The organism is Streptococcus sp. WB01_FAA12 (assembly GCF_012843315.1).
Lineage (GTDB): Bacteria > Bacillota > Bacilli > Lactobacillales > Streptococcaceae > Streptococcus.
Genome location: NZ_JABAEX010000011.1, coordinates 1 through 26,194 on the forward strand (window position 1 = coordinate 1; position 26,194 = coordinate 26,194).

Here is a 26,194-nt window from a genome sequence, read left to right on the forward strand (position 1 = left end):
AACCAAGAATAAGATAAAGGGATAGCATTAAACGAGATAGCTCCATAAATGATATTTACTAGCACTTTCCATACACTTTTAGAACAAAGAATATTTTTCCTTATTGATTTAAAGATACCCTTGTTTATAAAAAGATAATAATACAATACTGTCATAGTATATCTCCTATTTTAACTCAAATGTACTTATAATATATGGCATTAACTCAATAGAAGAGAAGTAAATCATTATCCCTCCTACCAAAATTAAAAATATACTTAACATCCATTCCCTCGGACTTAGAGACAAAAAGAAATCTTTCCTACCACTCAATCCAAGTCTAATGTCTGTATTTTTAGCTATGATCAATACTCCATTGAATGAAATGCACACTCCTATAATAAACAATACAATAAACAACAAAATCATATAATTTCCTCCTTGTTAATTCAACATTCAATAAGCTCATCTATCCCTTTTGTTACTCTCTCACAAAAGCAAATAAATTGTTATCGTAAGTATAAATGCGATATGTTCCATTTAGCTCAATTAGTTTTGCGCTTTCTTCTTCAATACTATGACTTCCTGTTGTGATTGAGAAATTACCCTTAACAATAGTTAAGTATTCCATTGATAAACGGTTAAAGCATCGCTTATCTTCAAAAATTGAGAACCGACAAATACCACGCTCAACTCCAGATAAAAGTGTTTTAAAATCACAACTTTCTATAAACAATATCGACTGTGTATTATGTTTTGAGAATTGTCCTAAAGAGAACATATCACGTGTCACGTACCAGTTAGAACTATATCGGTCATAATTACCAGTTAAATCAAACCTACAAGATGCAAAGTAATACAAAAATTCATTTTCCCAATTCTTTCTTAGGTCTTTATCATCATATTTATTCTTTGGATGATACGTTCTTTTAATCTTGTTAAGGACTTGAACAGTCGTTCTAGTATCCGATAGGAACTCCCAAGACAAATCTTCCATAAATCTCTCTAATTCTGCTCGATCACGATTTTCCAACTTTCCTTGTAAAGATTTCTTTAAATCCTCTAACTTCTGTTTAAAAATAGTTCTACGGATACCTCGATAGTCGATTGAATAGTAGCAATCCTCTAAATCTTCATCAGATAAGTTGATTGGCATTTCTTCACCGTAAACATCTTCACCTACATATTCCTCAACTACTTCATCTTTAGCGTCTGCTTCAGCTAGTAACTTTGCTAAAGACTCTAAATACTGAGCGTCAAGGTTCTTTTTAAAGTCTGGAATGTAAATAGTAACCTTAACATTATCTTTTGTCTTTCCAGATAACAATTCTAAACCGTCAAAAACATAGTCTATTGATTTAAAAGGGAAATCATACTTCGCTCTTAACTCTTTACCTTCTCTAACTGAAATTTCTTCCATTATTTTTACCTCTTTTCCTCTTTCAATATTTCAATCTACGATTGTTAGCATACTCAGTCAGTATCGCACCTACACGGATGCTTGCATTTTCCAACTTCCTTTCCCCCTTTGCGAGCCTTTGGACTACGGACACTGCAAGTCCAGTATCCTTTGCTATCCGATAAGGATTTTCCTTTTCAAATAGCACTTTGATTTTCTCTGTATCTACTTTCATAGATACCCTCCTTCTACTTTTTATTCATTTCTTCAACGTTTTTCACCAGCTGAATGTTGCCTTCATAATCAAAGAAATCAACTAAGAACCACTCTCGCTCTCCAAAACATTCTTGGATATTAGCAATCGTACAATTTTTTACACTTTTACGATATATAATATTTTGGTAAACCATTTCTTTAGCCATTGCTTTATCAAAACTTTCTTGTCCAGAAAACGTTTTAATCCGACTATCGCCACCCCAATGTGAACGAGTCAATTTCACTTCATCATAAGCAAAAGAAACATATTCTCCGCGCCAGCCTTTTGTTTCATCAAGAATAGTTCCTGTATAACCATTTGCTTCACAAATTGCAAACATAGCGTATTCAGTTGTTTTTCGCTCTCTACGATCCTCGTTATCAATAAAGACAGGTTTACTTATAGCAGCATAAACTTTAGGCTTACGGATAACATTTTCTAGGTCATTGATAAGGAGTAACTGTTTATAGTAAGATTTATCATCTTCACTCAAACCAGCAACCCACTTAGAGTAACGTTTAGCTTGGTAAGGAGTAACCACGCGCACGTCATGAATAATCTTGAATGAGGTTAACAAGTTTAAATCATAGTCTTGCGCAACGATGTGGAGACGGTCAACTTTTTCCTGTTCCTCCAAGGCTTTCTTCATTCCAAAAAGGATAGGAAGCATGTGTGAGTAATCGACGTAACGTCCTGAATTTGAAATCCTACCAATCCGTTTGGTGTGAATGTAGTAGTTGATAAGATTGCTATTGATAAATTTAAGATTGATAAACTCGTCATTTTTGATATAAAGACTAGGACTAATCTTACTTTTATCGTCATCCCAATGCCATAGTGATTTTTCACCTCCAACATAAAAACGATAAGTGAAATTAGAGAAATAATCAATCCCTTTGATTTTGTTCAGACCTTCCTTAACAGAAGTATTGTCTGTCAAAGCATTGTCTCCACGGCCACGTTCAGTTGTGCCAGGGCCATAACGTCCTGTATATGTAGCACTATCCGTAAAGGAGTTCAATACATAAATTGGATCATCAGCCTTAGAGTATTGATTTAAGATAGGGATAATTTTTGCTAATTCAACGTAAGTTGAATCTGTAATCTGAGAGTCAGCATTTGACCAAATAATACCTGGATCGGAAAACATATTTGTTGGAACATGGTCTAGTTGCAAGATTTGATTACGCTCAATTAACCCCATAATAAGATTAAATAAGTAGTAACGAGATTGAACCAATGATAGCGAAGTTTCTTCGTCAGAAGATTTTGATGTGAAAGAGTCCTCTGATAAAGAAATATCCTGACTATCTAGCCATGTCAACCAGGTATTCTCTCCATTGCGAACCAAAACTCCTACTTCATTTGGCATCGTATCCCTAACAAATTCCATAACTGTATTATTCAAGTCAAATCGTCCAGCAGAATTACGCATTTTAAGGAATGTAATGCCTTTGCTTGTAGGACAAATATGCTCAAGCAGAGCTGGAGAGTGTTTGATTGCCACCTCTAAGCTCCCTGCATACTCGTCATAAAGGTCTTTCAAACGAGGAAGATCCTCGTCCAAATAGATAAGTTTTTGATGAATAATGATAGGCTGCTGAGTAGGCGCATTAGTTCCTTTATGGATGTTCATAAAGTTAACTGTCAATCCGTTACGATACTCAAAGGCTGTTAGGTCTGAACGCATGATTAGAAGCTCATGCTCATAGGCTTTAATCTTCTCTTGTAACTCTGCCATCATTTTAGCTTGCAACTCATAAACTGCAGTAATCCGTGCTTCCATTTCAGCTTTTAAGTTATTGATTGCTGCTAGTTGCTCTGCGAAAGCTTCATCTTCAAATTTAGAAACTTTTTCAATTAACTTTTTTGCATCCTCAAGCTGATCTTTTAAGACAAGTTGATTGTATGATTTTACAACTATCTCATTTCCAATGGCAACATCATCTGTCTGCTCTACTATTGCTAATAATTCTTCAGGAACGATATAAGCCTTGGAATATACTTCGATAATAGCAAAACTTTCATAGATAGCCATTACCTTTACTTTGTGTTCAGGATTTAGCTGGAGAAAGTTAATTAAATCTTCAGTTAAGAAAAATTCACCTCTCCTACCACTCAAATATTGACTACAATATTCGCGCGTGATGATTTCTCCACTATAAGAAAGTTTATCTTTATTATCCTTGTAAAACTCTTTTACACGTTCGTCCATATCCTCGGTAAGAGTATCGAGTTTCAACGTAGCATAAGCAATCGCTTTAGAAAGACGTGTTTTCTCTGCTTTTTCTTGTTTATCCTTTAACTCACGATACTCCTTAAAAATTTTAGAGGCTTCATCTGAATAACTGATAGTCGGTTCAAATCTTACCATATCTTTTACCTTCCTTTATTCTATAATAATATTATACACCATTTGGGGTATAATGTCAAACAAAAAAACAGACTATCTCTAGTCTGTCAATGTTACTTATTGTTGTTGAATATACACGTTTACCCTATCTTTAAACAAGTCTATATCACTATATCGTGGACTCTGCCCTCTTGGTACTTCTATTTTGGTGTCTAGGTTAGTTAGAATGTCTGACACTACCTCTAAAGCGTACCAGTAGTAACGTTCTGCTTGTTCATGTTCTACATTTTGAACCTTCCATTGTGAAGGAACTTCAAAAGATGGATTACTAGGTAGCTCTGGATAGCGTCCTTGCTCAACTAGTTTATACATTACCCCTTTCTGCCCTTCTGGTAAAGCAAGTAGTACATAGTCAGGATTCTTTCTAAGTTGGCCAGATTTGGTAGTAAAAAGCACCTTGCCATCGTTATCCTTTGCATGATAATAATGTGCCTCTAAATTTCCTTCTGAACTATACTTCTCTCCACTCAACATAACCCACGGCTGAAGTTTAACAACTCCTACACTGTCTTTTGTCATTGTCTTATCTCCTTTTATCTACACATTATTTTTCTATAACTTCCTGTTCCAATTTATCCCAAAGTGGTTTGAACCAGATTGAATGAGATAATGGTCGATACAACACTGTTGTTAAAATAATAGCACTTAGAACGCTGAACCATGCTACGCTTGCCGCATCATAATCATAATTAGTTCTTACAGTATTGAAATCCATATTTATAAACCATTGATAAGTAAGGAACGTTGTAAAGCTCAAGAACAAATAAAATGTAATAAAAGCAGCAATTAACATAAATAGGCAGATACTCATAATTCGCTTGTTTTTACTGGATGACTTCATATTCTATTTACTCCTATTCCTCTGTTTACTACCTTTTAATAACCAATTTATTTTCTACAAATCTAGATATTGTTTCTTTAATGATAGTGAAATTCGTCCACAAATCTCCATCTAGTCTTTTTAAGTCAACAACATAGACTTTATGATCATCCCATTCGTCCTTTTTAATGGTTATTGTAAAAGCAAGTTCATCTATGACAATTTCCTCTATAGCAAGATACATTGAAGAAAACATAGCTCCTGCATAGTTTGGTTCACTACGATAAGTGATGCCATGTTCATCAATATCCAACATTACCCATCTTTTCTTTCTAAACAGCCCTTTAGTGCTTGTAAATACAGTACGATACTTTCTGATAGGCTGTTCTTCGCTTTTTGATAATTTAACTTGTTCGTTCATTATTTATGCTCTCCTAATTTGTTAGCTTTTATTTAACAATTAAATCATTTTCATTCATTTTTTATTTACTTAGTAAATACATTTTATCCATTTACTATCCATTATCTTATAAACGTCCTACCGAGATAAATCGGTGTCTGGTTCACTTGTTCGTGGCACTTAGAGCAGAATAGGTCTGGTTCTTGCCAGAAGATTTCATCTTCCAATTCAATGATATTAGCAAGTGATTGGTAAGGCTCTAGTAAAGGATAAAACTGATTGATATAGCTATTGAACTTGTGAGGTTCTTCGATAAAGGCTAAAGCAAGGCTATTTATATCATAGAGGAAGCCTAGAGTGTATAACTGCCCCTCTTTACTGATTAAGTAGTAACAGTTATCATCAATCTGCTCTCCTATTTCCATATCACTAGGCTCTACCTCATAGAGTTTACAATAGAATACTTTGCTATCCTTACAACGAGGGCATTTCTCAAAGAGATTGGCTCTGCGTGTATAGAAGTATTCATCTACTGCTGATAGAAAAATGTTTTTAGGTTTCTTTCCTAAGAAAAAGAATGACGGTAAGATAAATCCGATTACCAAGGGAATGATTAACCAGAAATTCTGCGTGTTCACGATCTCGATGACTATTCCAAGAAAAGTAAAGGGTAAAACTACTCTACGTATTGCCCAGATAAGCAACTTAGTTGTCTGACTGAACTCAAATTCATGTCTTATGATCGGCAAGCGATAGCGATAGACCTGGACTGCTACTCTTAGACAGAATAGGAATAGACTAAATAGGAAGTATTGTAGAATGAGTAAAGCTAGGTTCATACATTCTCCTTTGCTACTATCTTGTCTATAAGGTCTTTATTAGCGACGATTTCGTCCTTATCATCATCAAAAGCGATTGTTTCTTTCATAAGTTTAGAGTTTCCATTCTCCTTATCTTTTACTACTGCAACTACTGTGCCTGCTCTATCAACTCCTAGAGCATTTGCTACTCTTTCAGCATCATCACTATTCAAGTCGATAAATACAAGTTCTTGTTGTCTATCTTCTGGAAGTCTTTCAAGTAAAGAAGTCAAACCTACCTTGCAATAAGGGCAAGTTGATTTATAGAAGATATAATACTTTTTATCATCAAGAACTTGTTCTTTCTGGCCTGCTGCTTCTAGTTTCTCAGCAAGTTCCGTGGTCTGCTTATCGGTATATGGTCTAAAGGTGGACTTTTGATAGTCCATAAACGAGATACCGATATTATAGCTAGTCATTTGTTGTCTGTTCTCTTGGTGAGCCACAATCATTCCAACACTTAGAGCCACAATCGTAGGCAATAAGAATAGAAGTGTACTCCAGTTAGACAAGATAAAATGCTCTTGTATATGTTTCATGCCCTTGGTATAGATAAATAAAGGCGATAAGACGATAGATAGAATGAGCCACGCTAGAACTCCGTATAGAGATAAATGATAGATAACCTTATATTCAACTGTCAGATAGATACTCGATAGAATGATACCTGTACCAATCATCACTACCAGATAGCTTTTATAGAGTTGTTTCAAGAAATCACGGTCTTTTTTTAACATACTACTCCTTACGTCCTTTAGAGTAGATATATTTCTGCAACTTGATAAGAGTTTCCAGTTTCACGTTTGATAACGGTCTTTCTTTCTTATTCAGTGAAATAAGTGTCTGACGAGAAATACCAGTATCACGCGCCAACTGTGAGCTATCAAATTTAGTATCAAACAATAAGCCACGGATAGCTTTAAGAGAAATAAAGTCCAGTTCCTCTTGTTCATCGATAGCTTGGATATCAAGTTCCTTACGTGCGTAGCTATCAACTCCCTTAAACAGTTCGATAAATTGTTCAGCACGGATCAATAGTGTACTTTCATGTGAATTGTTCAAAGAGTGCAATTCATAAGTATAGAATGGTTTAACCTCTAACTTATAAAATTCCTCTCCGTCCTCATTCTTAATGACTGTCACGCGCTTCTTAGGTATCCACGTAGCCATGTAGTTATATTCACTTTTCTTAGGAAAGCGTACAAGGATAGCTTTCTCCGTGGTCTTAACAACGAGTGAACGATATAAGTATAATGTAGTCATATTCCTTACCCAAAAGCCTTTCCTACGTGTCCTCCATAGTAACGCTCGATACTTACTTGGTGTTCTTGCGTCATATAGTTACCAACCCAGAAAATGCTATCCGCATCTTTCTTAGTCGATTTAACAATAAATTGCACTACTCCAGGTGATTTCGATTCATATACCTCGATATCATCAACGTTAACGTCATATTCGTTTTGTTGCAATGCTACTGCAAAGGAAACAATCATGTCACGCTTAGCCATTATTAAATGATTTTCGATTGAATAATCAAATTCTAAATCTTTCGCTCTCTTACATTCCTTGATAACAACCTTAAAAGCCTCTTTGACTTCTTTCTCAATACTTGGATCTGCTTTATGTCCTGCCATTTCAAGAGCAGATAAAGCCTCGTTGTAGTTCCTATCATCTTCAGTAATCACTACTCGTTCAGCAGTTTGGTCTGGCGCTTTTTTCTCTTCCGTTGTTTCTACGGTCTGCGCTTCTTGTTTTGTCTTATTGACGTGCTGGATATAAACGATTGCTCCAATAGTAACTACTGTAACTGAAAAGAAAGCAATCAATAATAGTTTTAGTTTAGTCATTCTTATTCCTCCTTGTTATCTGGTAAATCTACAATAAAGAATGTTATTAGTGCTGGTGCAAGAAAAGATAAAACAACTGAGAGAATAACCGATAGGATCGCTTTCCCAAGTTCTTTCGTAGGCCCTGTAAATAACAGTTCTCCTTGTACGGTCATAAAGAAATAGTCCTTATAAAGATAGTATGCGACAGATACAGTCACAAATAAAGAGAAACCAATCATCCACTTAATCAATCGTTCTACTTTAGCGCTATATTCTTTATACTCCTTATCCCTTTTTGCCTTGATAAGTTCTTGTTTCCGTCTTGCTGCTTCTCTCTTTTCCTCTTCCTCTTTCTCTAAGAGTTCGCGTTTTTTAACTTCAATGGCTTCCTCGATAGAAAGTTTTTCAAATTCACTTTGAGGTGTGTCATTCTCCCAAAGGTCAAAAATATCAAAGTCGTTCATAAATCTTTCTCCCTTCCTATTTCTTGTTTCAATGAGATTATCTCTCTGATATCATCTGTATTTAATGCTCTCGCTATCTTCTCGATTGTTTCAAACTCAATGCGCGTGCTACCATTTAATAAGGATGATACCGTACTCGGTCTTAGTCCTGCTAGTTTAGATAGTTCTGACTGAGTTATTCCACGTTCTGATAGCGTTTCTTTCAACGTGATTACTACCACTACTATTCACCCTTTCTTTGTGATTACACTTTCATTATAACGCTTTAGCGTTATAATTGCAAGAAAAATAACGGTCAAGCGCAAATATAAATAAAAAGCAGTGATCTTGTCACTGTTTTTTATTGTTTAGTCAATTTTAGGTTAGATTCATTTCCATAAGCAAAGGTAAATCCGTTCTTTTCACTAGCAGTCTGGCTGATAAGGCGGTAGCTATATGTATTCTTTTTACCGATTGCGTTCCCACTAACAGAATAATTCTGCTCGACAACCAGGAATGTACCATCCTCGAACACGTGACACACAACTCCAGTATGTCCGTACGTTGCTTCTTCCATACTAGAGAAGATAGCTCCTTTTCTAGCTTTTGAATTTGTATTTCCAAAAATCTTAGACCATGCACTCGCTTGGTCTTTACCGTCACCGATAACAGTCCCAGAATGTCCCCAAAGGATATTTCCTAGACTGACAGTAAGGTCAACGCACTCGCCAGAATGCTCAACCCAACCAGTAGGATTATCATACTCTAATCCAAGAGTTTGTGGATCAATGATGTATTCTTTTAACTCTGCTGGCAAGTCTTTTGGTTTCCAACCACTACCGTCCACTTGTACACCACTAGGTACTTTACCAGTACCGTCTGATGCAGACTTACGTTTCTTACACTTATCTTTCCCTTTGGATTTAGGTGTAGTAATTCCAAGACTATTTGACGGTTGAACAGGGCCAATTTCTACAAAAGGCGATTTACCATATTTTTTAATAGCTTTCTCGTCAAGCCACTTATACTTAGCACCTACTGTATCGTAGGCATTATTCAAAGAGGTTTCATAAGCAGTTGGATCACTCGCCCAACCTCCTTGAGCGATAGCTTTTGAGATTTCTCTAGGTTCGGTGTTATTTATCGCCCCTTTATAGAGTGTCTGGTGAGCCATAAACTCAGCTTTCGCTACGATACCTGCATCATAGGACTTAAACCAAGCGTAGTTCCCTCCTGTATTATCTCCGACGTTTGTACCTAAACGTGTTCCAGATAAATCAACCGAGTCTTTACCATAGGTTTCGAGTGTGATAGGAAAGTTATCAATACTTCCTCCAGTTTTAACCCCTCCCATATTGTGAGCGAGCCAAAAGCTAGTCCCAGACGGATTAGTAAAGTTAAAACCATACTCGACAAAGGTTTGAGCAATCGAAAAAGACGGTAGATAGCCTCCAGCTTTCCACGATAGGATATAAGCCTCTTCATGTTCTGAAACAAAATCGTCAACCGTTCTATTCTCTGATGCTACTGTTACTGACGGTTCTGTCTTTTTGACACTACAATCATGCGCTTTTCGAGCTTGCTCAGATGTAACTGCGGTGAAGATTGCTGCCAGGATAACAAAGAGCATATAGGCTAGTATCGCTACTGCGCCTACTTCTGCTAAGATAAGATATATTTTAGCTTTTAATAACTTCATGCACTAACTCCCTATCAGTAAGAATAGATATAGGATACCGATAAGGACTGCGCCAGTAATAAGAAATTTCAATAGTTGACGATAAAAGATTTTATTTCGGTTTATCTGCTCGTGATAGAAGAAATGGTTATCATCTTGACTGTAATACTCTTTTTGTAGGTCAATCGTGCCACTGATTTCATCTGTCAGTCTGCTTCGGATATCCTCAACATACATGCGACTGCGTGAGAATAAACCAGACCGTCTATTACGGTTTCGTTCGATTTCTTGCTCGTCTAACTCGCTATAATACTCGTCATAGTATTCCGCATAGTCACTAGAAGAGAAATCTTCTTCCAGTTCCTCTATGTGTTCGTGTTTATCCAAAATATCGAACTCCTTTCCTTATTCTAGTCCAGATTGAGCGTTTTTGAGGGGCGATAAAAAGGTCGTCCATAACCGTTACCTTGCCCCACACTCCTTTGATTTTAAAGGTTCTTGTTAATCTACGATCATAAATTCCTAGTTTTTTGTGCGTGTATTTCTCGTCCTTTTCACTTAAAAGGATAAAATCCTCTGCATCAAAGAACTCTAAGAGCATAAAGGCTTGAAAGTATTCTCTGTAATTCTGCTTGTTCGCTAGGCGCTTTTCATAAAGTGGTGAATACTTCTCTGAAAAGCCAGAAATTGCACTCACAATCATTTGTCTATGTCCTAGTTCAATTCGTCGGATTGTATAAGCGACTGCGACTAGGAAGATAGCATTTAAGCCAGATTCCGTTAACAAGGCCGAAGGAAAGAATACCAGTATCAATACTAGAGGGATAGATTGTTTCTTACCAACAATGAGCAAGAAGATGCTTGCTACTATTCCCACTAATACATAAGGCATAAAGCCTAGTAAGACAATCTCCTTACCGTAGCGAGCGACTAACTCGCTAACATGGTAAGAGTAGGATAAAAAGCTACCAAAGAGAAAGCCTATTTCTCCAGACAACGCTAGAAGATTGAGATAATGAAGCGTTCTGGTATTATGGATTTTTTTCTGTATCTTATAATACATTTCAAAAGCTGATGTCATTGAACCTCTTTTCTAGCGCATTTTAGAGTATCTTGCGGTTTCAGCATACGGTAAAGCAAAGTAATCAATATCTTGTCTGTCTGTCAGTTGCATTTCAAACGTGTAATTAGACACTCCAGAAATATTCAAGAAATATTGTCCGTATTGTAGATATCGTAGCGCTTCTAGTTCGGATTGAGTTAAATCTCCGAAACTCTTCGCGATCTTAGGGATAACCAGTACGTCTTGTTGAGTGAGGATACGTTGGCGCATACTAGAGAATACACGACGAGTTGCCAGGACATAAGGCGACAAGTCATTCGATTCAGTAGATGATAGGATTTTATCAAGTGAAGATACCTCCATGATAATTCCAGTATCATTCCTAGTCACTTCGTCAATCATTTCAGCAAGGAAAGTAAGAGATTGAGCGTAGCTTGGTTCAAATAGCTTGTCAGCACCAGTAATCGTGATAATTACATGATTTGGAACTTCATTATCATCATCTACTCCTACCACTTCGTGCATATTCTTAATACCGTTCTTGACGGACTCAGCAGATGCCAAGCTCAAAAGTTGGTAAAGGACAATGTGAAGCAAGGCTTTATCATCAATAGCAGATAGGTTGAATGTAACGACTTGCTCGTCCTCGATATTGACAAAGTTTGAGTGCTTGTTCATGTAACGATAATCATTAAGGATAGCACGGAAGGCATTCAATAATCTTTCGTAACTCTCTGCTTTAGAGCGCCCTGCTTCCCCTCTACTTCTTTCTCTGCGCCAATCTGCATCCAAAGCGTCCACGAGATTACTCAATAGAGGGAAATCAGATTCGACTACATTAGTAGTCACTAGATAATCATTTTTCTGTTTCGCTTCATTCAACTCCCAAAGTCCAAAGTCAGCGTATAGACTATCCATTGTTTCCGTGAGGTTATTGTAGTCTGTCTGGGTAAGGCTTTCGTCCTTTATACTGGCCAAGACTTTCATTTTGTTTTTGTGAACTTTATAGCTACGAACCTCGTCCGTTTTAAGACCATCAGAAATACGTGTAGGCATGACTTGTAGAGGATTGATATGGTATTCACTCTCTCCATCCACGATATCAATAACCAGACCACCTTGTTTTCTAGTAAGGTCAGTTAAAGCGCCAGAAATATCAATATTGATCAAAGTGTGTCCTTTAGCAAATAGACCGTCTAAATACTTCCCAAGCAACTTTTCTTTCCCTACGTCATTCTGCCCTGCAATCAATAACGTAGGGGATAAGCGCTCACTATCACGTTGTAACATATCAAAGAGGACAACTCCGTCAGTACGAGTAAATCCTAAGAAAATACCATGCTTATCTATCAAGCTAGTGTGAATGTAGGGAAATCCTATACTCAATGTTCCAGTATCTATTGGTTGAGGTTTTCTACTTTGAGGCATACTTGAATGATAGCTTGCTGGTGCAAAGTTAGCATCCAGTTCTGCTTGCATCATACCTTGACTAACATGAACTGAATATCCAGACAAATTAGCTTTCACCCCATGCTCTTTTTGTTTTAGTTGTGCCTCTGTGTCAGCGTCAACTAGATAGCTGACTGCTACATTTTTGATTTTACCATTGCTTTCAGCAGCTTCTTTCAACTCAAGCAAGGATTGAAGTTCTTTACTATCTGTTACATCATCTGTCCCTTTTCGGTTAGAAGAATGTCCCAAGTTTGAAATAGACTTATCAACCTCTTCAGAAACCTTATTATTAGGTGAAAAGAAACGTAAAGCAGTTGCTCCGTCTATCTGTATCAGTGGACTTGCCCAGAATGGTGGTAGACTCCCTTTTGGATAGTCACCATTTGCGATATAGAGGACAGAACGTACTCCATTAGAGTATCTAACGTAAGTGTCATTCTCCTTAAAGTTTATTCCCTCCGGTTGTGTTCTACCTTGGAGATTAAGATCATAACCATTTCTAATATATGCATTGATTACTCTTCTTGATAAAAACATACTCTACTATTACTCTCCATTTCCATTTGGGTTATTAAGGTTTCTGATAATCTGTTCCTTTTTCTCGACAGATACAATTCTTGGTCTAAATGTTTTGGACGCATTGTTTGAAGCCGTTACCTTAGAAGCTAACTCTGCTAGTGTCCGTCCATGAAACATGATAAAGAACTCTGTATTGAAGTGGTCACGCGCCACAACTTCAAGAATTCTGATCTGATGCTCTAAAACATCGCGTCGATATTCTTTCTGCGCTCTCTTACGCTCGTCCATGTGAGGCGATAAGAGTTCTTGTGTAACCTCTTCGTGTAACTCTCTTAATTCAGCGATCTGGAACATTAAGTCGGTTGGAAGACGTGTAGTCAACTCCGTAAAGTCAAATTCCATAGTGTCAAGCCAGTGTTTATATCCACTAATAATTTCAACTTGTTCTGCGTAAGATGCTGCTAAGAGGTCTTTCCCCTCAATAGATAAAATCTGCATGTAGCCAAAACCGTTAGCCAATGCAAGTGGTGCACCAGGTACGTTTGTGAGAATTGCTTTAACGTTAGCAATCTTGACTGTATCTAAGAATGTTCTATTTTCCCAATTCTCGTCATACTTGTAACGTAGATTATGGTCGTCTGCGATAATATTCAAACTACCTTTTTCTTGAACTGGTTCAACTGGCAACTTTGCCTTATCTCTCTTTTTAAAAGGATTTAATCTCATGTAATTCTCCAATTTTTTTCTATACTACTATTTTATCTCTAATTCGCTTGATAGTAAAGCTATGATAAAGAAAAGGCCACTTTCAACAAGTGACCTAAGATTATGTATGACTACAATCGCCCTGCTACTGCTCCTACAATAGAGAAGATACCTCCGAAGAATACGATAGGCACGAGAACTGCAAGTCCGGCCAGAACTGGTAGGATGCTGATGATACCATTCACAATCCACATGGTAAATGAGAAGATAGGAATGATGATCCCTGCGCCTAAGATAACAGTTACAGGGATAAAGAAAAGAAAGACAGTTCCAAAAACTCCAATCAATCTAAAGGAACGGTCATATACATTATTCTCTCCCTCTAATCCAGACAGGAAATAAATTGAAGAGAATAGACCAGTCAAGCAACCAAAAACTAAAACAAAATAATTAACTTTCATATTAAATTTTGTTTTTAACGGTTCTGTTAAATCTCTGACAACAGAAATAATTGGAATACCGATCACTTGCCACAAAAAAATATAGAATAGCAATCCAAAACCATGTGTGATTGGGTGTAACAATAGTGATTTTCCATATTCAATTAAAAATACATACAATTCATTAAACATATTTTTACCTCCTAAATTCATTTAACTCCTTTTTGTATATTCTTATTGTATAGGATATTTTTTAAAAATGCAACGAGTTCTACGCTACTATACAAAAAAAGCTAGGATTTCTCCTAACTTTTTAGATTTTAGAACTCTTCTACTTCTCCAGTGTGACTTGGAATGCTTTCAAGAGAGTTTTTCGGTGTTGGTGGTTGAACTTTAGAATAATGGGTTGTGTTAACTGGTTTCGCTCCACTTTCTTTTGGTTTTTTTGCAGCATCCAGTCTATTTCTATAATCATTCATAACATTTTTAGGAACTTTAATAGTATTTCCTTTTCTCTTGTTTGCTTCAAGAGGCAATGCTTTCTTTTTAGTTAGACCGTTGCGCGTGCTAGCATAACCTTTTTTAACTGGTGCGCTTACCTTATTGAAATTAGACTTAATTCCTCCAACTACTTTTCGAGTACCAGTTCTGATGCCTTTCTTAGCACTTCCAATAGCATTATTTCCTCCAACAATAGCTCTTTCCCCTATTGTTTTAGCCATTCCTTCTCCATAACTAACTCCAGAAGCAGACATATGTGATCTAGCCCCACTATGAAGATTAGCAAAACCGCCAGACAATTTACCTAAACCAGTACCAGCCATACCAAAGCCACGTTTAGCACCTTTAGTACCGAATTTAGCAGCCATACCTGCAGCTCCAAAGCCTTTCTTGGATGCTCCTACTAAACCTCCATGACGCTTACCAGTCATGAGATTCTTTCTACCTAGAACTGCATTAGTACCAATTTTAGCGCCTTGATATGCACCAAATCCAGCACCTAGAGCAGTCATTGCACCAGATTTAGCACCAGTAGAAACTCCGAGCCATGATTTAATCGCACTAGATCCTTGCATAGCACCAAGGTAGGTAACAATATAGAGAATAATAATCATAATGACCTTACTGAACCAACCGAGGTCGCTTAGTAAAGTCGCTTTTCCTATGGCTATGGTCTGCGCATTTTTTAAGAACCACAAAGCAAACTGAAGTATTGCGATTTCAAAGAAAATACCTGCGATACCAGAAAACATAGTCTGTAACAATTCCATAAATTTTGTACTATCTTCTACGGATGTATAAGCCACAAAAGGCGCTACTACTGAAGATAACAAAACCTTGAATACTGTCTGAAGCATAGAAATCAACAGTCCGAGCATTAAACTAATCAACATGATCTGCTGAATGAAGATAGCAAGGTAGTCAACCTTATACCTTGGATAGACTGGTGTGAAGATAGAGAAGTCCATACCAAACATACTTGATATCTCTACGCCTGCAATAACGTAGTGGTCTTTCCCATTTCTCTTTTCACCTTGTTTCTTGATTGAGGTTAAAAGGGTGGCTACTCCATAATAATCATCTGAGCTTGTTCGCTTCTCTTTCTTATCGTCGTCCTTATAGATATAGAAATTCAACATTTCCTCTGTTGACGCTCCGATAAAATCTTCTAACTTCGTATACTGTAGATTTCTGTCCGTTATGTCATTAAGTTTAGACGGATCTTTTTGTATATAACCAGTATTAACATCATATTGCAACTTTTTCGTGTCAAAATCTTCATCTATGATATAGAATAAATCGACAATATTACTCTTAACTGGTTGCAAGGATAGACTTTGTTTCACCTTGCTATCTGTACTATGTGTACGTAAGGTCGTTGTCGCGTGTGAGATAAAGTTCCCAGATGCAACAAGGGCAGTCGGTAGTACGTTCAAGGCAAAGCTGATGATAATTAAGTTATTAAAGAACTCTTTGTATTTGAAAGAACCTCCAATAAAGCTAAGTGTTATTCGAGCGATCAACATAGTTACAAAGATTGCAATACCTATAAATCTACCCCAGAAATAGAATTTACCAAGCCAAGTTGTTGTATCACTCAGATAATTAAACAATCCAAAGAGAATGAATATCTTATCAAATAATGCTTCTATCGAGGACGAAACAAAGAAAAGTAACTTGACAAAAGAGGCAGGGATAACATAGAGCATCTGCATAAATGGGTAAACATCATGCAGATAAACGCTCCATTGGTTGAAAAATTCAACTGTTTTTTGGGTTGATAATGCGTTATCTTTCCAGACTTGCTTTTCTGGTGCATAGACTTTATCAAATCCATGCTCGGCAGTCCAGTAGGTTGTCAACTCCTTTAAGTTGGCAAAGACTTGCTTCGCATCATCTACTACATATTCGAGAGCCAAAGCATCACCTCCTAATTTTTCTTATCCTTAGTTGACGGATATGGTTCTTTTAGAGGTTCTGACGTAACTACCCAATTATATCGAGCGTTCTCGTCTGCTTTCATATCAAAACTGATACGTTCTAAAGAAGTTGCCCCTTTATCTGTACGGATGCCTACGATATAGGATACCGAATAGGTTTCACCGTCCTCGTTCAAAGAGATTTTTTCAAGAATAGTGCTTGTTACTTGTGCCTTGGTTGGCTGAGTAAACTTAGCGTCACCGTCTGAAAGATAAGGGGTAATAGCCTCTTTACTACCACTAAAGTAGTAAGTAACGAAGTATCTAGCAACTAAGTCAATATCATGTTCATTTTCTTGGATTTGCTTCATTTCCGTCTGCTCCTTATAAACATAGCTGATTTTCTCTTCATGTTTACTGATATGACTTAAATTAACAAGTCCGATACCAATAGATATAAAGGAAAGGAATAAAGAAAGAAATCCAAAAAATTTCAACCAGAAAGAATTTCCGCCTTTACCAGAGCCTACATTTGTAGGCTCGGTAGAGTTATTGATAAGTTCTTGTTCTGTTACTCCTAACACTCCCTCGCGGTCTAGTTCGCCCTTAATGGTATTTTTAGGTGGATAGATTGGCATATCTGTAACAGATAAACCTAAACTGTGTTGATAACAGTCCATGAGGTTTGGTTCTATCGTACAGAAATACTTGGTTAAATCGTCAAAAGAGTAATGACTAAAGCGTGGATCACGTCTAGTTGCATAGATTAGAGCAAGTGGAATATTCTGATATTCGTCATCAAGGACAAAAGGTGAAATCCGTGGCCCTTCTCCGAATACAACACGTCCACTAATCAAGGTGTTCCGATTTGCTTGTGACACTAAAGCGATACCGTTGAATGTAAAGTTCTTAAAGTTCTCTTTCAGTGCTTCAAACAGACTTTCTGCTTGTACGAATGTCAAGAAAGGTAAGTTTTTCTTGATACTCTTGCTTGGATCATGTGGATAGAGGTCGAGGTCAATTTCATCAATGATATTTCTTATCTCCTCATTGTTATCTGGGTTCTGTTCGCCCCACTCTACATAAAGAAATAAGGGCTCTTGAATTGAAACCCTCCTTTTCCCTCTAAATCCAAAATCTTGGACTTTAGAAGTCATATATTATCCTCCGAGACCTTTTACGTATCCGACGATTGCTGCTGCAAGGGCAATAAGGAGCAAACCTCCAATAACAGCTGGAAGCCACTTCATAGCTTTTTGTTTAGCCTGGTCGCCTAACATGAATAAAAATCCAATAACTATAATAATTGCAGCTCCAACAATGTAAGCCAATACTTTTAAATCAGCACCAAATTTAGTAACATCTGAACCTGTTTTCGTAAACGGATTATCGTCTGCAAAGACAAGTGAGTTTTGAGCAGAAAGCGCCAAAAGTGTTGCTGAAGTTGTTACTTTTTTGAAAAAGTTCTTTTTCATTAGGATATTTTCCCCTTTTCTTTTTTTATATACTACTATTTTACCGTCATTTCGCCAAAAAGTAAAACTATGATAGGCTAAATTCGTGGTATCAATTTTACATGAGTTTTTCTACGGTCTTTAACCGTGTATTTACCCTCACTACCCTCTAATAAAGTGCGTGGCGGTGTACCAGTCAAGGCTACCTCTACGGTATAATCAATAGCTTTCTTATCTCGTAGGAAATAGAATTGACGAGTGATTGGATAGTCCAGTACATCCTCAATGGTTCTTTCTAGTGGTCTAGCACCATTGTATTCGTCTGTACCGATATTTTGTAAGTAGCCAAAGAATTGCTCACGCGCTTCTTGTTGCTCTTGTTTGCTAATATCGTCATGAGTTCCCTCACCAACATACTTAATAAACAAGCCACGTTCTGCCCAAAACTTTTCTTTGATTTTCATTTTAGAGGTGATGATCTCTTGAATAACATTACCAGTCAGCATATTCAAGACTACCTTTTTATCAAAACGGTTGATAAACTCTGGTCTGAAATAAACACTTAAATCATCATCAACGTTAGACATGAATGATTTTCTTGTAGTCTGGTCTAGGTTTTCAAAGGTCTGTCCCTCATTTAAGGTTCTAAATTTCTGTTTAATGGTTTCATGACCTACGTTAGTTGTAACAAAGATAACAACGTTCTTGAAATTGACTAGCCTATCACTACCGTCTGTCAATCGGCCAGCGTCCATTATTTGTAAGAGCAAGTTCTGGATAGAGGGATGCCCTTTTTCAATCTCGTCAAAGAGCAATACTTGGTAAGGTTTACGTTTGACCTTTTCAGTTAGTGTACCCTCGTTACCGTTAGTTCCAATTAGTCTAGGTACTGCATTCTTGTCAGTGTACTCTGAACAGTCTATCCTTGTCATCATATCTACTGAGCCAAAGATAGCACGAGCAGTCTGTCGAGCGCATTCGGTCTTACCTACTCCAGTAGTTCCTAGAAGTAAGATAGTACCTAAAGGCTTGTTCTTATTCTGCATATCGGTCTTGGCACGATAAGTGATATCTGCAATCGCCTTGACTGCATCTTTCTGCCCTTTGACAACCTTTGAGATTTCCTCTTCATAGTCTTTCCGTTCAGTTCTTGTTCCTTGTAATAGGATTTCAAGGTCAATCCCTTTTCGGATATGCACTACCTGGGCAATATCTTTATAGGTTATGGTTTTCTTACCGTTCAAGTAAGCTGATGCTACTGCTTCGTCCAAAAGGTCGATAGATTTATCTGGTAGGTTCTTGTCTGCCATGTAGCGCGTGGATAGGTCAACTGTTGCGATAATTGCTTCGTCAGTAATCTCAATCCCTCTAACACGCTCATGCTTTGCCTTGACCTTGCTCATGATTTGGATTGCAGAATTACGGTCTGGCTCTTCAACATAGATAGGTTGCAAGCGTCGTTCCATAGCACTATCTTTTTCAATCAGACGAAACTCTTTGTGAGTTGTTGCTGATATAAAGTAGATATCGCCACGTGATAAGGCTGGCTTCAAGAGGTTTGCTACGTCAAGCGTAGATTGGTCTGTCGCACCAGTACCCATGATAGTGTGTACCTCGTCAATAAATAGGATATTTTCCTCTTTATGTGCCTTTAACTCTTCTACGATATGATGTAGTTTAGAGATGATATCCTCTTCCTCACCGTTCTGGTTTCTGGTCTTGGATGTGATCGCACTTAGAGATAGACTACGCACCTTTACATTCTCAAATTCTTTTGGAATGTTCTTCTTTCTGATAATAGATGCGCATACTCCCTCTACAATGTGAGTTTTACCAACCCCTGCCTCTCCGACTAAGGTAGGCGAGTTCTTATGCAAGCGTACCAAAGACACAAAGACTTGCTTGATTTCAGCTTCACGTCCATAGGCCTCAAAATCCTCTATGTTCCGTCTGACTTTAGCAGTTAAATCTTCAGTGTACTTATCGAGGTAAGGTGTTTGTGATTTCTCTTTATGTTGCTTTGACATTCTTACCTCCTAAATCGTTTCTTGTTCTTTTTGTCTGCCCCTCCATGAAACTCTGGATATGTTCCTGTGTCGATAGGAAAATAGTGCCTATTTCTATGCGTTAGGAAATACCAGATACAATTCGCATTTGTTCCTCCTGTACGAGCAGGTAAAACTAGATAAGTTACTAAGCTAGTAAATAGGATCACGAAGAGAACGAACTGAAAGAATTGTTCTGTTGGAAAGATTACGTCTTGCGTTTGTATCGCTAACATAAATGATCCAAACACAATAAATCCTTTTTGGATATTAACTCCATAATACTTTAGCTTTGAGTGATAACCACGAGTGATAGCGTAGTTTCCGTCAAAGATATTATCGGACACTTTGTAATCATCTTCTGCCATGTTTTCCTCTTTCTTTCTACAAGATAGTTCTCTGGTCTTGCTGCCTTTAAAACAGTTTAAAACCTCATACTACTATTTTATCTCTAATTGTCTATATAGTAAAGCTATGATAGACAAAAAAGCCACGCATAAGCGTAGCTTGTTCTCACTCAATTTGTCCTTGGCGACACGGATTGAGCAACCGCAGGTGTTTTTCGTTTTTATGTGGAGATTACGGTGGTAACAACCTTGCCAAACCACGATACATAAAGACTATCTATTCGTTGAGAACTAGATAATTGTTAAGGGGGTGCTACTACCCCTATCGCCTCTAAGGGAATCGAACCCTTAGTGCAACCACTAGGCGATTGACTGCATTAGTCAATTTTAGCATTTACTGAGCGAACTGGTGCTTTAAACTGGAATGTTCCGTCCTGGACTGCTTTTACATTCTTTTCGAGATTAGCAATGTTTTCTTTCGTCACTTTGATACTCTTTTCAGCAGTATCAATCTGAGTATTCTTTCCATCAATGCTATTCATTAAGGTTTTAATCTGTTCTTGCTTCTCAGAAAGTTCATCGCCTACTGCATACTGAGACTCTTTCTTTAAATCATCAATCGACTTCTTATCGTTTGCTGCACTATTCTTTAAGGTCTTGATTGCATCTTCTAGGCGAGTAACTTGGCTTTTCTGGTAATCAATTTCAGCATTAAAGATAGAAAGGGCAAACTCTTCACGTGTCTGGTCTTGGATGCTTGTTTCAATCAGCTTTTCATTCTGAAGAGTAACATAGAAATCAAGAATATTATCCTTGGTAGGTTTGGTATCTACTTGTTCCTCTTTTTTCTTCCCACTCGCTTCTTCTTTGCTCTTTTCCTCTGCCAAGTGTTTCTTGTAACTCTTGTAGTTTACGTCAACGCTCTTATCGACAGGTGAGTTATTTGTCGCACGGACAATGAATACTCCATAATTCTCTGGGATATTCTTAACAACTACTGAGATCTTATTGTCTGTTAGAGGAACTACTTGCATTTCAGCATTTTTAGCATTGATATTCGGTGGGAAAAAAAGTTGCCACTCCAGATTGTCACTCTTGATACCCTCTTCAATAGCACTAGTCTTGTCCTTTGTTTCAAACTCTAGGACTGCGATACCATTTTCCTTTGAATATCTCTGGCTTACCAATTCCATATCGCCACTATCGTTAGCAAAGGATTTTTCAGTTTCTAGTTGCTCTGCCTTAAACGTAACACGTTTAGGTGAAGTCAGACCGTTCAATACGAGCAAGAGGCAACAAGTCAGCAAGGTAAAGGCCACTAAGCTCTTTCTAAAGAGTACCTTTCTACGAAGATAACGGATAAAGCCGATATTCTTTAGGTTGATAAACCAATCAACTATCCTCTCTCTTCTGGTCTTTGGTAAATTATCGTAAAAATCATTTTCTTTCATACTATTATTGTACCTACTCGCACTCAAAAAGGCAAGCTATGATAGATAAAATCGTACGTTAAAAAAATTTTTTAAAAAAATTTTCAAATTTGCGTAGAACTCCTTGCAATTTTTATAGACTATCTGATATACTATTCTTGTACCGATGAGATATCAGTACAAAAATACCTTTTCAGTTAGGGTTAGTTTTTTAAATTCCATTTTTAAACTATTCCTCCTTCCTGTTAGTATTTTTCATTAACTTCCTTTATATTAAACTATTAGATAGTAATAAAAACTTTCTCCTACTATCTTTCTAGTAAATCGAGCTAAGAATAGTATCATTCCTAAAATTTTCCTACTATCCTTTGCTAATAAAACTGAAAAAAAGCACTGTGGGCTAAAACTTCCTCCGACAGTGCTTTTTCTTTGTCCGATTTATCGGATCACACGCTAAATAAAAAAACAATGATTTCTCATTGTTTCTTTTTTTATATCCTCCTTTACACTACTTCTTTTTTGGTCTTGTAGCCTTTGAGATAGCATTTAATATCATGCTCCAGATTTGTTGCATTGATAAAACGATATTTGTCAAGGTCAAGTTTATCAACTTTTTCCAAAATCTTATCTAACTTATTTTTGATAATATCTACAAAGTTCAATTTACTTGCCTTGACGTTGACAATCAAGTATCCGTTCTCTAGGTCGTGGTATTGATTATCTGCTGAGTGATTAGATAGACGGACTTGATATTTGTCAAAGTTTTTATAAGCACTATCCTTCATGCTGGATAAGTACCAGCCGTCTAACTCGTCAAAGGCTTGTTCCAGCTCGTCCATCGCTTGCGCATAATCTCTGCGTTGTTTATCACTACGATTAAAACTACGCTTTCTGTATGCGTTATATCTACTTTTTCCAAATGCCATTTTTTCTTCCTTTCTCTATATACCTATTATATCATAATGTATGACATAAGGCAATTATAAATGCCATGAAATCATAAAAAATTACAACAAAAAAGAGCAACAAGGTTAAACCCTGTTACTCTTCTACCTAGATTAGAATAGGCTCATTTGTTCTCCTACATTTGTAGGTGAAACAAACGTCCATTCACGTTTAGGTGTGAGAATAGTTCTGCTTGCTGCAAAGCTATTCTCTTTTATTGTTTCTTCTGGGAAGATTGTAGCAAAGAAAGCAAATAGACTTTCTTTAATACCATTGAAAGAGGCATACTCAATGCGATTAGAGTATTCTTCTCTATTCTTCAGCAATGAGGAATTAGAGGTAATTGTTTCAAATACCCACAATTCAAAACCTCTAGCAAAGATTTCTGTCGGTGTAGTGAAATAGTCAAACATTTTTTCAGTTTGTTTCACTAATTCTAATTCACTCGACAAGCGTTTTTCTTCCAAGGAAACAACACTAGGAATTGGATCTTTACTTGCTTTCATCAAGCGAGTAAGTAAATCATCTTCCTTTTTCTTAGAAATAATCTTGAAATTATTACTATAAGCAGTAATAATATGTTCAAAATTATCCTCTAGTGAGTAGCTTTCGCTTGCTTTATTACCATGCTTATAGTCTAAGTAGTGACCATATTCATGGATAAAGCTCTCAGTGTTTCTCACGTCAACCGCAAGAATGTTTAGAAACGGTGCATACAGGCCAGTCGCCTTATGCTTCCCTAACTTTCTAAACTTCACTTCTGGTTGAGCAGATGCGTGAGGTAGTTTGTTACAGATTTCTTCAAAGTCCTCTTCAACTTTCCTGAATAGGTTGTAATCAAACTCTTTCCCTTCATACTTCTGCGTATCCACCTCTACCTTGCGAAAGCCGAGTTGATTAAAGATTGTACTCTTATTCAACTCGCTATCTTGGTATTTTTTATCCGTCTGGATAGTGGCGATTGTGGCACTGCTTTGTCTTGAATATTTCTGGTTCAAAACAAAATTATGCTCCACAAAGGCAATGTGATTGACTGCGCCCTCAAAGTCGTAGCCTTTTTCTTTTTTCAGTTCAGCGATCTTGCTTTTAAGCAAGATATAACCTAATGAGTTGAAGCCTACATAGTAATGTTCCTCTACTCCACTTCTGAGAGAGTAAAAAGCAGATTCTTTAGAAAAAGCTACTTGAGGGACGATTGCAAACACTTTCTTTTGCCCTTCAGCAATGAATACTTTAGTGTCTTTAAAATCATCACTTTTAGTTTTAGCTCTATGTATTAGAATGCTAATCACACTCTCATAAACAATTTCTGAAACATCACTACCTTCAAGGTCGTAACATTTATAACCAGAATAATCTTCTGGCCTATGACGATACCATTGATAGCACTCTTCCAATCCTTCAAGGATATTTGACAAGTCAACTGCGCTAATATCCATAACTTTGTTATAGTATCGCACGAGTTTCTTGAACTTGCTAAGTGCGTCGTCTTTTGTTGTAAACTTAGGGAAAGCTGGTGCTTTCTCCAAGTCTTTTCTCCCTTTTAATAGATTTACCATTTTACTTCCTCCATATCCGTTTTTACGGATTTTATTCAATTTATTTTCTATTTTTTATATTCTAATTCCAGGGCATTCTGCAATTCGCTAAAAGGAATTACACGATCTGGTTCGATATCAAGATAATCTATTGCTGAGTGAATTTGTAACAAGTCACTCAGTTTGATTTCCCAATCTTTCCAGTGTTTAAATTTACCTATTGCAGTAAGAGGGGATAGCACCTCGTCTTTCTGTAAATAAACATAGGCAATATTAACACTGAAATTCTGCCAATCATCATAGCTGCGCTCTGGTTCTTTGTCCCAGGTAAGCTCACCATTTTTGATTGTGCTACCAGTAAGAACTTCTTCGCCCTTACTGATAACAACCTCAATACCCTCTTTCTCAAAATTAGATAAAATAGTTTCAAATTTCATGTTACTTCCTCCAAGCAATAGCTTATGCTACTGCTTCATCTTCATTTGAACTAACTTCAGCAATATACTCGTCAATCATAGGACTAATAAGAGTGCAATCATCTTTTTCTACGAAAAAGTCATAGGCTTTTTCAATAGTTTCTGGTGATGCTTGCTCATTTTCAATCTGGATCACGGCCTTAATATAGTCAGACCAGCTACCAGTTTCATCAATGAGGTGACGAACCAACTCCACAAAAGGAATTATTTCCTTGTCTGCTTTAATACTCTCTAAAGCTAGACGGATTTTTAACAGTTCAGAAAGAGTTACCCCTTTACTATTCCATGAGATACAACGTTCAACACGGGATAAGTAAGCAAAGCTCTCATTTTCCTCCAGATAAAGATAAATAAAGTTTGTATTTGTAATATCTGGTGTCCAGTCAATCCACTCATTAGTACGAGTGTCACGACAAACAAGTCTTACACCTTTTTTTGCCAATAGTTCTGTTAGTTTTTCAAATTCCATTTTTCTTTCCTCCGTACAATAGCTTATGCTACTGCTTCTATTTCTTCAGTTGACATTTCTACAAACTTATTATCGGTAATATCTGACGGAAGGTACTGGATAATATACTCCAGTAATTCTTCTTCAGTATCAGCGATAAAGCCACTGCCTCCATCGATCTCCACTCCGTTACGGTCAAAAAGATTATAACCGTAAACGTAACCGTTGCAATAGTTAGAATAGTCTTTAAGAGTCTGCTTCACATTAGAAGTAAGTTTCTGACGGAGTTCATCTGTAATCCGTTCACAACCATATTCTTTGTAAATATTCTCTTTAGTTTGCCATGCAAACCCAACTAAGCTACCATGTTTGCTGTCAAACCACTCACCTAAATAATAAGTGATTTTGTCGGTTTGTTCATATACTCGGATAGGAAAGGCGATAATCCCTACTTTATCCAAAGTGGTACAAAGCGTATTGACAAATTCTTTAAGAGGTTTCCCTTCTGAACTTGCTTGCTCTTTCAATAAGTAGTATGCGCCTTCGCTCGTCTGAGCATCAAACCAATCATCTACTCCTTTGTAAGAGTGTTCTTGCATGCTTTCGTACCCATTATGAAAAATATTAAAGTTAAACGCAGTATCCAAACTCATTGGGTTGGAAGTTTCGTCTATATTAGACTCTGCGTAAACTTGGATCATGTGGCCAGTGTTATTTTTGTAGTATTTTTCTTCAAACATTCTTTCTTCCTCCATATCTGCTGATGCAGACTTACTAAAACCAAAAGACTATGCAAGTATCATCACGCGCATAGTCTTTCTTTCCATTAACAGTT

27 protein-coding genes are annotated in these 26,194 nt (G+C 37.0%); all 27 read right to left on the bottom strand.

Features of this window, described 5'->3' with window-relative positions:
• Positions 1–460 precede the first annotated feature (460 nt).
• Positions 461–1,399 (bottom strand): hypothetical protein, encoded by a 939-nt coding sequence (locus HF881_RS09745; protein WP_169447317.1) that lies wholly within the window; start codon positions 1,397–1,399, stop codon positions 461–463.
• A gap of 22 nt (positions 1,400–1,421) precedes the next feature.
• Positions 1,422–1,613 carry an XRE family transcriptional regulator gene (locus tag HF881_RS09750; RefSeq protein ID WP_169447318.1) on the bottom strand — a complete coding sequence of 64 codons (192 nt, stop codon included), beginning with the start codon at positions 1,611–1,613 and terminating at the stop codon, positions 1,422–1,424.
• A 13-nt stretch (positions 1,614–1,626) separates the two neighbouring features.
• Positions 1,627–4,008 carry a hypothetical protein gene (locus HF881_RS09755; RefSeq protein ID WP_169447319.1) on the bottom strand — a complete coding sequence of 794 codons (2,382 nt, stop codon included), beginning with the start codon at positions 4,006–4,008 and terminating at the stop codon, positions 1,627–1,629.
• A 96-nt stretch (positions 4,009–4,104) separates the two neighbouring features.
• Positions 4,105–4,566, bottom strand: a complete 462-nt coding sequence (locus HF881_RS09760; RefSeq protein ID WP_169447320.1) for a hypothetical protein — start codon at positions 4,564–4,566, stop codon at positions 4,105–4,107.
• A 350-nt stretch (positions 4,567–4,916) separates the two neighbouring features.
• A complete protein-coding gene (locus HF881_RS09770; protein WP_169447322.1) occupies positions 4,917–5,288 on the bottom strand; it encodes a hypothetical protein in 372 nt (123 codons plus the stop codon).
• 101 nt (positions 5,289–5,389) lie between these two features.
• Positions 5,390–5,905, bottom strand: a complete 516-nt coding sequence (locus tag HF881_RS09775; protein WP_169447323.1) for a hypothetical protein — start codon at positions 5,903–5,905, stop codon at positions 5,390–5,392.
• A gap of 197 nt (positions 5,906–6,102) precedes the next feature.
• Positions 6,103–6,864, bottom strand: a complete 762-nt coding sequence (locus tag HF881_RS09780; protein ID WP_169447324.1) for a hypothetical protein — start codon at positions 6,862–6,864, stop codon at positions 6,103–6,105.
• Between the two features lies 1 nt (position 6,865).
• Entirely contained in the window at positions 6,866–7,390 is a 525-nt protein-coding gene (locus HF881_RS09785) for a helix-turn-helix domain-containing protein (protein ID WP_169447325.1), read from the bottom strand.
• A gap of 5 nt (positions 7,391–7,395) precedes the next feature.
• Positions 7,396–7,974: a hypothetical protein gene (locus HF881_RS09790; protein WP_169447326.1), complete on the bottom strand. Its 579-nt coding sequence runs from the start codon at positions 7,972–7,974 to the stop codon at positions 7,396–7,398.
• 2 nt (positions 7,975–7,976) lie between these two features.
• Positions 7,977–8,420 (bottom strand): hypothetical protein, encoded by a 444-nt coding sequence (locus HF881_RS09795; protein WP_169447327.1) that lies wholly within the window; start codon positions 8,418–8,420, stop codon positions 7,977–7,979.
• 340 nt (positions 8,421–8,760) lie between these two features.
• A complete protein-coding gene (locus HF881_RS09805) occupies positions 8,761–10,098 on the bottom strand; it encodes a CHAP domain-containing protein (RefSeq protein WP_169447328.1) in 1,338 nt (445 codons plus the stop codon).
• Positions 10,099–10,101: 3 nt separating this feature from the next.
• Complete coding sequence (locus HF881_RS09810; protein ID WP_169447329.1) at positions 10,102–10,464, bottom strand: hypothetical protein; 363 nt, start codon at positions 10,462–10,464, stop codon at positions 10,102–10,104.
• Positions 10,457–11,158 carry a hypothetical protein gene (locus HF881_RS09815; RefSeq protein WP_169447330.1) on the bottom strand — a complete coding sequence of 234 codons (702 nt, stop codon included), beginning with the start codon at positions 11,156–11,158 and terminating at the stop codon, positions 10,457–10,459. Before HF881_RS09815 ends, HF881_RS09810 begins: the two co-directional genes overlap by 8 nt.
• A 12-nt stretch (positions 11,159–11,170) precedes the next feature.
• The gene (locus HF881_RS09820) at positions 11,171–13,129 is read right to left on the bottom strand and encodes a hypothetical protein (RefSeq protein ID WP_169447331.1); all 1,959 of its coding nucleotides are present in this window, start codon (positions 13,127–13,129) and stop codon (positions 11,171–11,173) included.
• A gap of 9 nt (positions 13,130–13,138) precedes the next feature.
• Positions 13,139–13,837: a hypothetical protein gene (locus tag HF881_RS09825; RefSeq protein ID WP_169447332.1), complete on the bottom strand. Its 699-nt coding sequence runs from the start codon at positions 13,835–13,837 to the stop codon at positions 13,139–13,141.
• A 110-nt stretch (positions 13,838–13,947) separates the two neighbouring features.
• Complete coding sequence (locus HF881_RS09830) at positions 13,948–14,448, bottom strand: hypothetical protein (protein ID WP_169447333.1); 501 nt, start codon at positions 14,446–14,448, stop codon at positions 13,948–13,950.
• A 128-nt stretch (positions 14,449–14,576) separates the two neighbouring features.
• On the bottom strand, positions 14,577–16,676 hold the full coding sequence (locus HF881_RS09835) for a pLS20_p028 family conjugation system transmembrane protein (RefSeq protein WP_169447334.1): 2,100 nt from the start codon (positions 16,674–16,676) through the stop codon (positions 14,577–14,579).
• An 11-nt stretch (positions 16,677–16,687) separates the two neighbouring features.
• On the bottom strand, positions 16,688–17,833 hold the full coding sequence (locus tag HF881_RS09840) for a hypothetical protein (protein ID WP_169447335.1): 1,146 nt from the start codon (positions 17,831–17,833) through the stop codon (positions 16,688–16,690).
• 3 nt (positions 17,834–17,836) lie between these two features.
• Positions 17,837–18,151, bottom strand: coding sequence for a TrbC/VirB2 family protein (locus HF881_RS09845; RefSeq protein ID WP_169447336.1), 315 nt, complete (start codon positions 18,149–18,151; stop codon positions 17,837–17,839).
• A 77-nt stretch (positions 18,152–18,228) separates the two neighbouring features.
• Positions 18,229–20,157, bottom strand: coding sequence for an ATP-dependent Clp protease ATP-binding subunit (locus tag HF881_RS09850; protein ID WP_169447337.1), 1,929 nt, complete (start codon positions 20,155–20,157; stop codon positions 18,229–18,231).
• A 2-nt stretch (positions 20,158–20,159) separates the two neighbouring features.
• On the bottom strand, positions 20,160–20,543 hold the full coding sequence (locus HF881_RS09855) for a hypothetical protein (protein WP_169447338.1): 384 nt from the start codon (positions 20,541–20,543) through the stop codon (positions 20,160–20,162).
• A 356-nt stretch (positions 20,544–20,899) separates the two neighbouring features.
• Positions 20,900–21,973, bottom strand: a complete 1,074-nt coding sequence (locus HF881_RS09860) for a hypothetical protein (protein WP_169447339.1) — start codon at positions 21,971–21,973, stop codon at positions 20,900–20,902.
• A gap of 482 nt (positions 21,974–22,455) precedes the next feature.
• On the bottom strand, positions 22,456–22,878 hold the full coding sequence (acrIIA5, locus tag HF881_RS09865; RefSeq protein WP_169447340.1) for an anti-CRISPR protein AcrIIA5: 423 nt from the start codon (positions 22,876–22,878) through the stop codon (positions 22,456–22,458).
• 132 nt (positions 22,879–23,010) lie between these two features.
• Positions 23,011–24,456: a hypothetical protein gene (locus HF881_RS09870; protein ID WP_169447341.1), complete on the bottom strand. Its 1,446-nt coding sequence runs from the start codon at positions 24,454–24,456 to the stop codon at positions 23,011–23,013.
• A gap of 47 nt (positions 24,457–24,503) precedes the next feature.
• Entirely contained in the window at positions 24,504–24,872 is a 369-nt protein-coding gene (locus tag HF881_RS09875; RefSeq protein WP_169447342.1) for a hypothetical protein, read from the bottom strand.
• Positions 24,873–24,894: 22 nt separating this feature from the next.
• Positions 24,895–25,380, bottom strand: coding sequence for a hypothetical protein (locus HF881_RS09880; protein WP_169447343.1), 486 nt, complete (start codon positions 25,378–25,380; stop codon positions 24,895–24,897).
• 23 nt (positions 25,381–25,403) lie between these two features.
• The gene (locus tag HF881_RS09885; protein WP_169447344.1) at positions 25,404–26,114 is read right to left on the bottom strand and encodes a hypothetical protein; all 711 of its coding nucleotides are present in this window, start codon (positions 26,112–26,114) and stop codon (positions 25,404–25,406) included.
• Between the last annotated feature and the right edge of the window lie 80 nt (positions 26,115–26,194).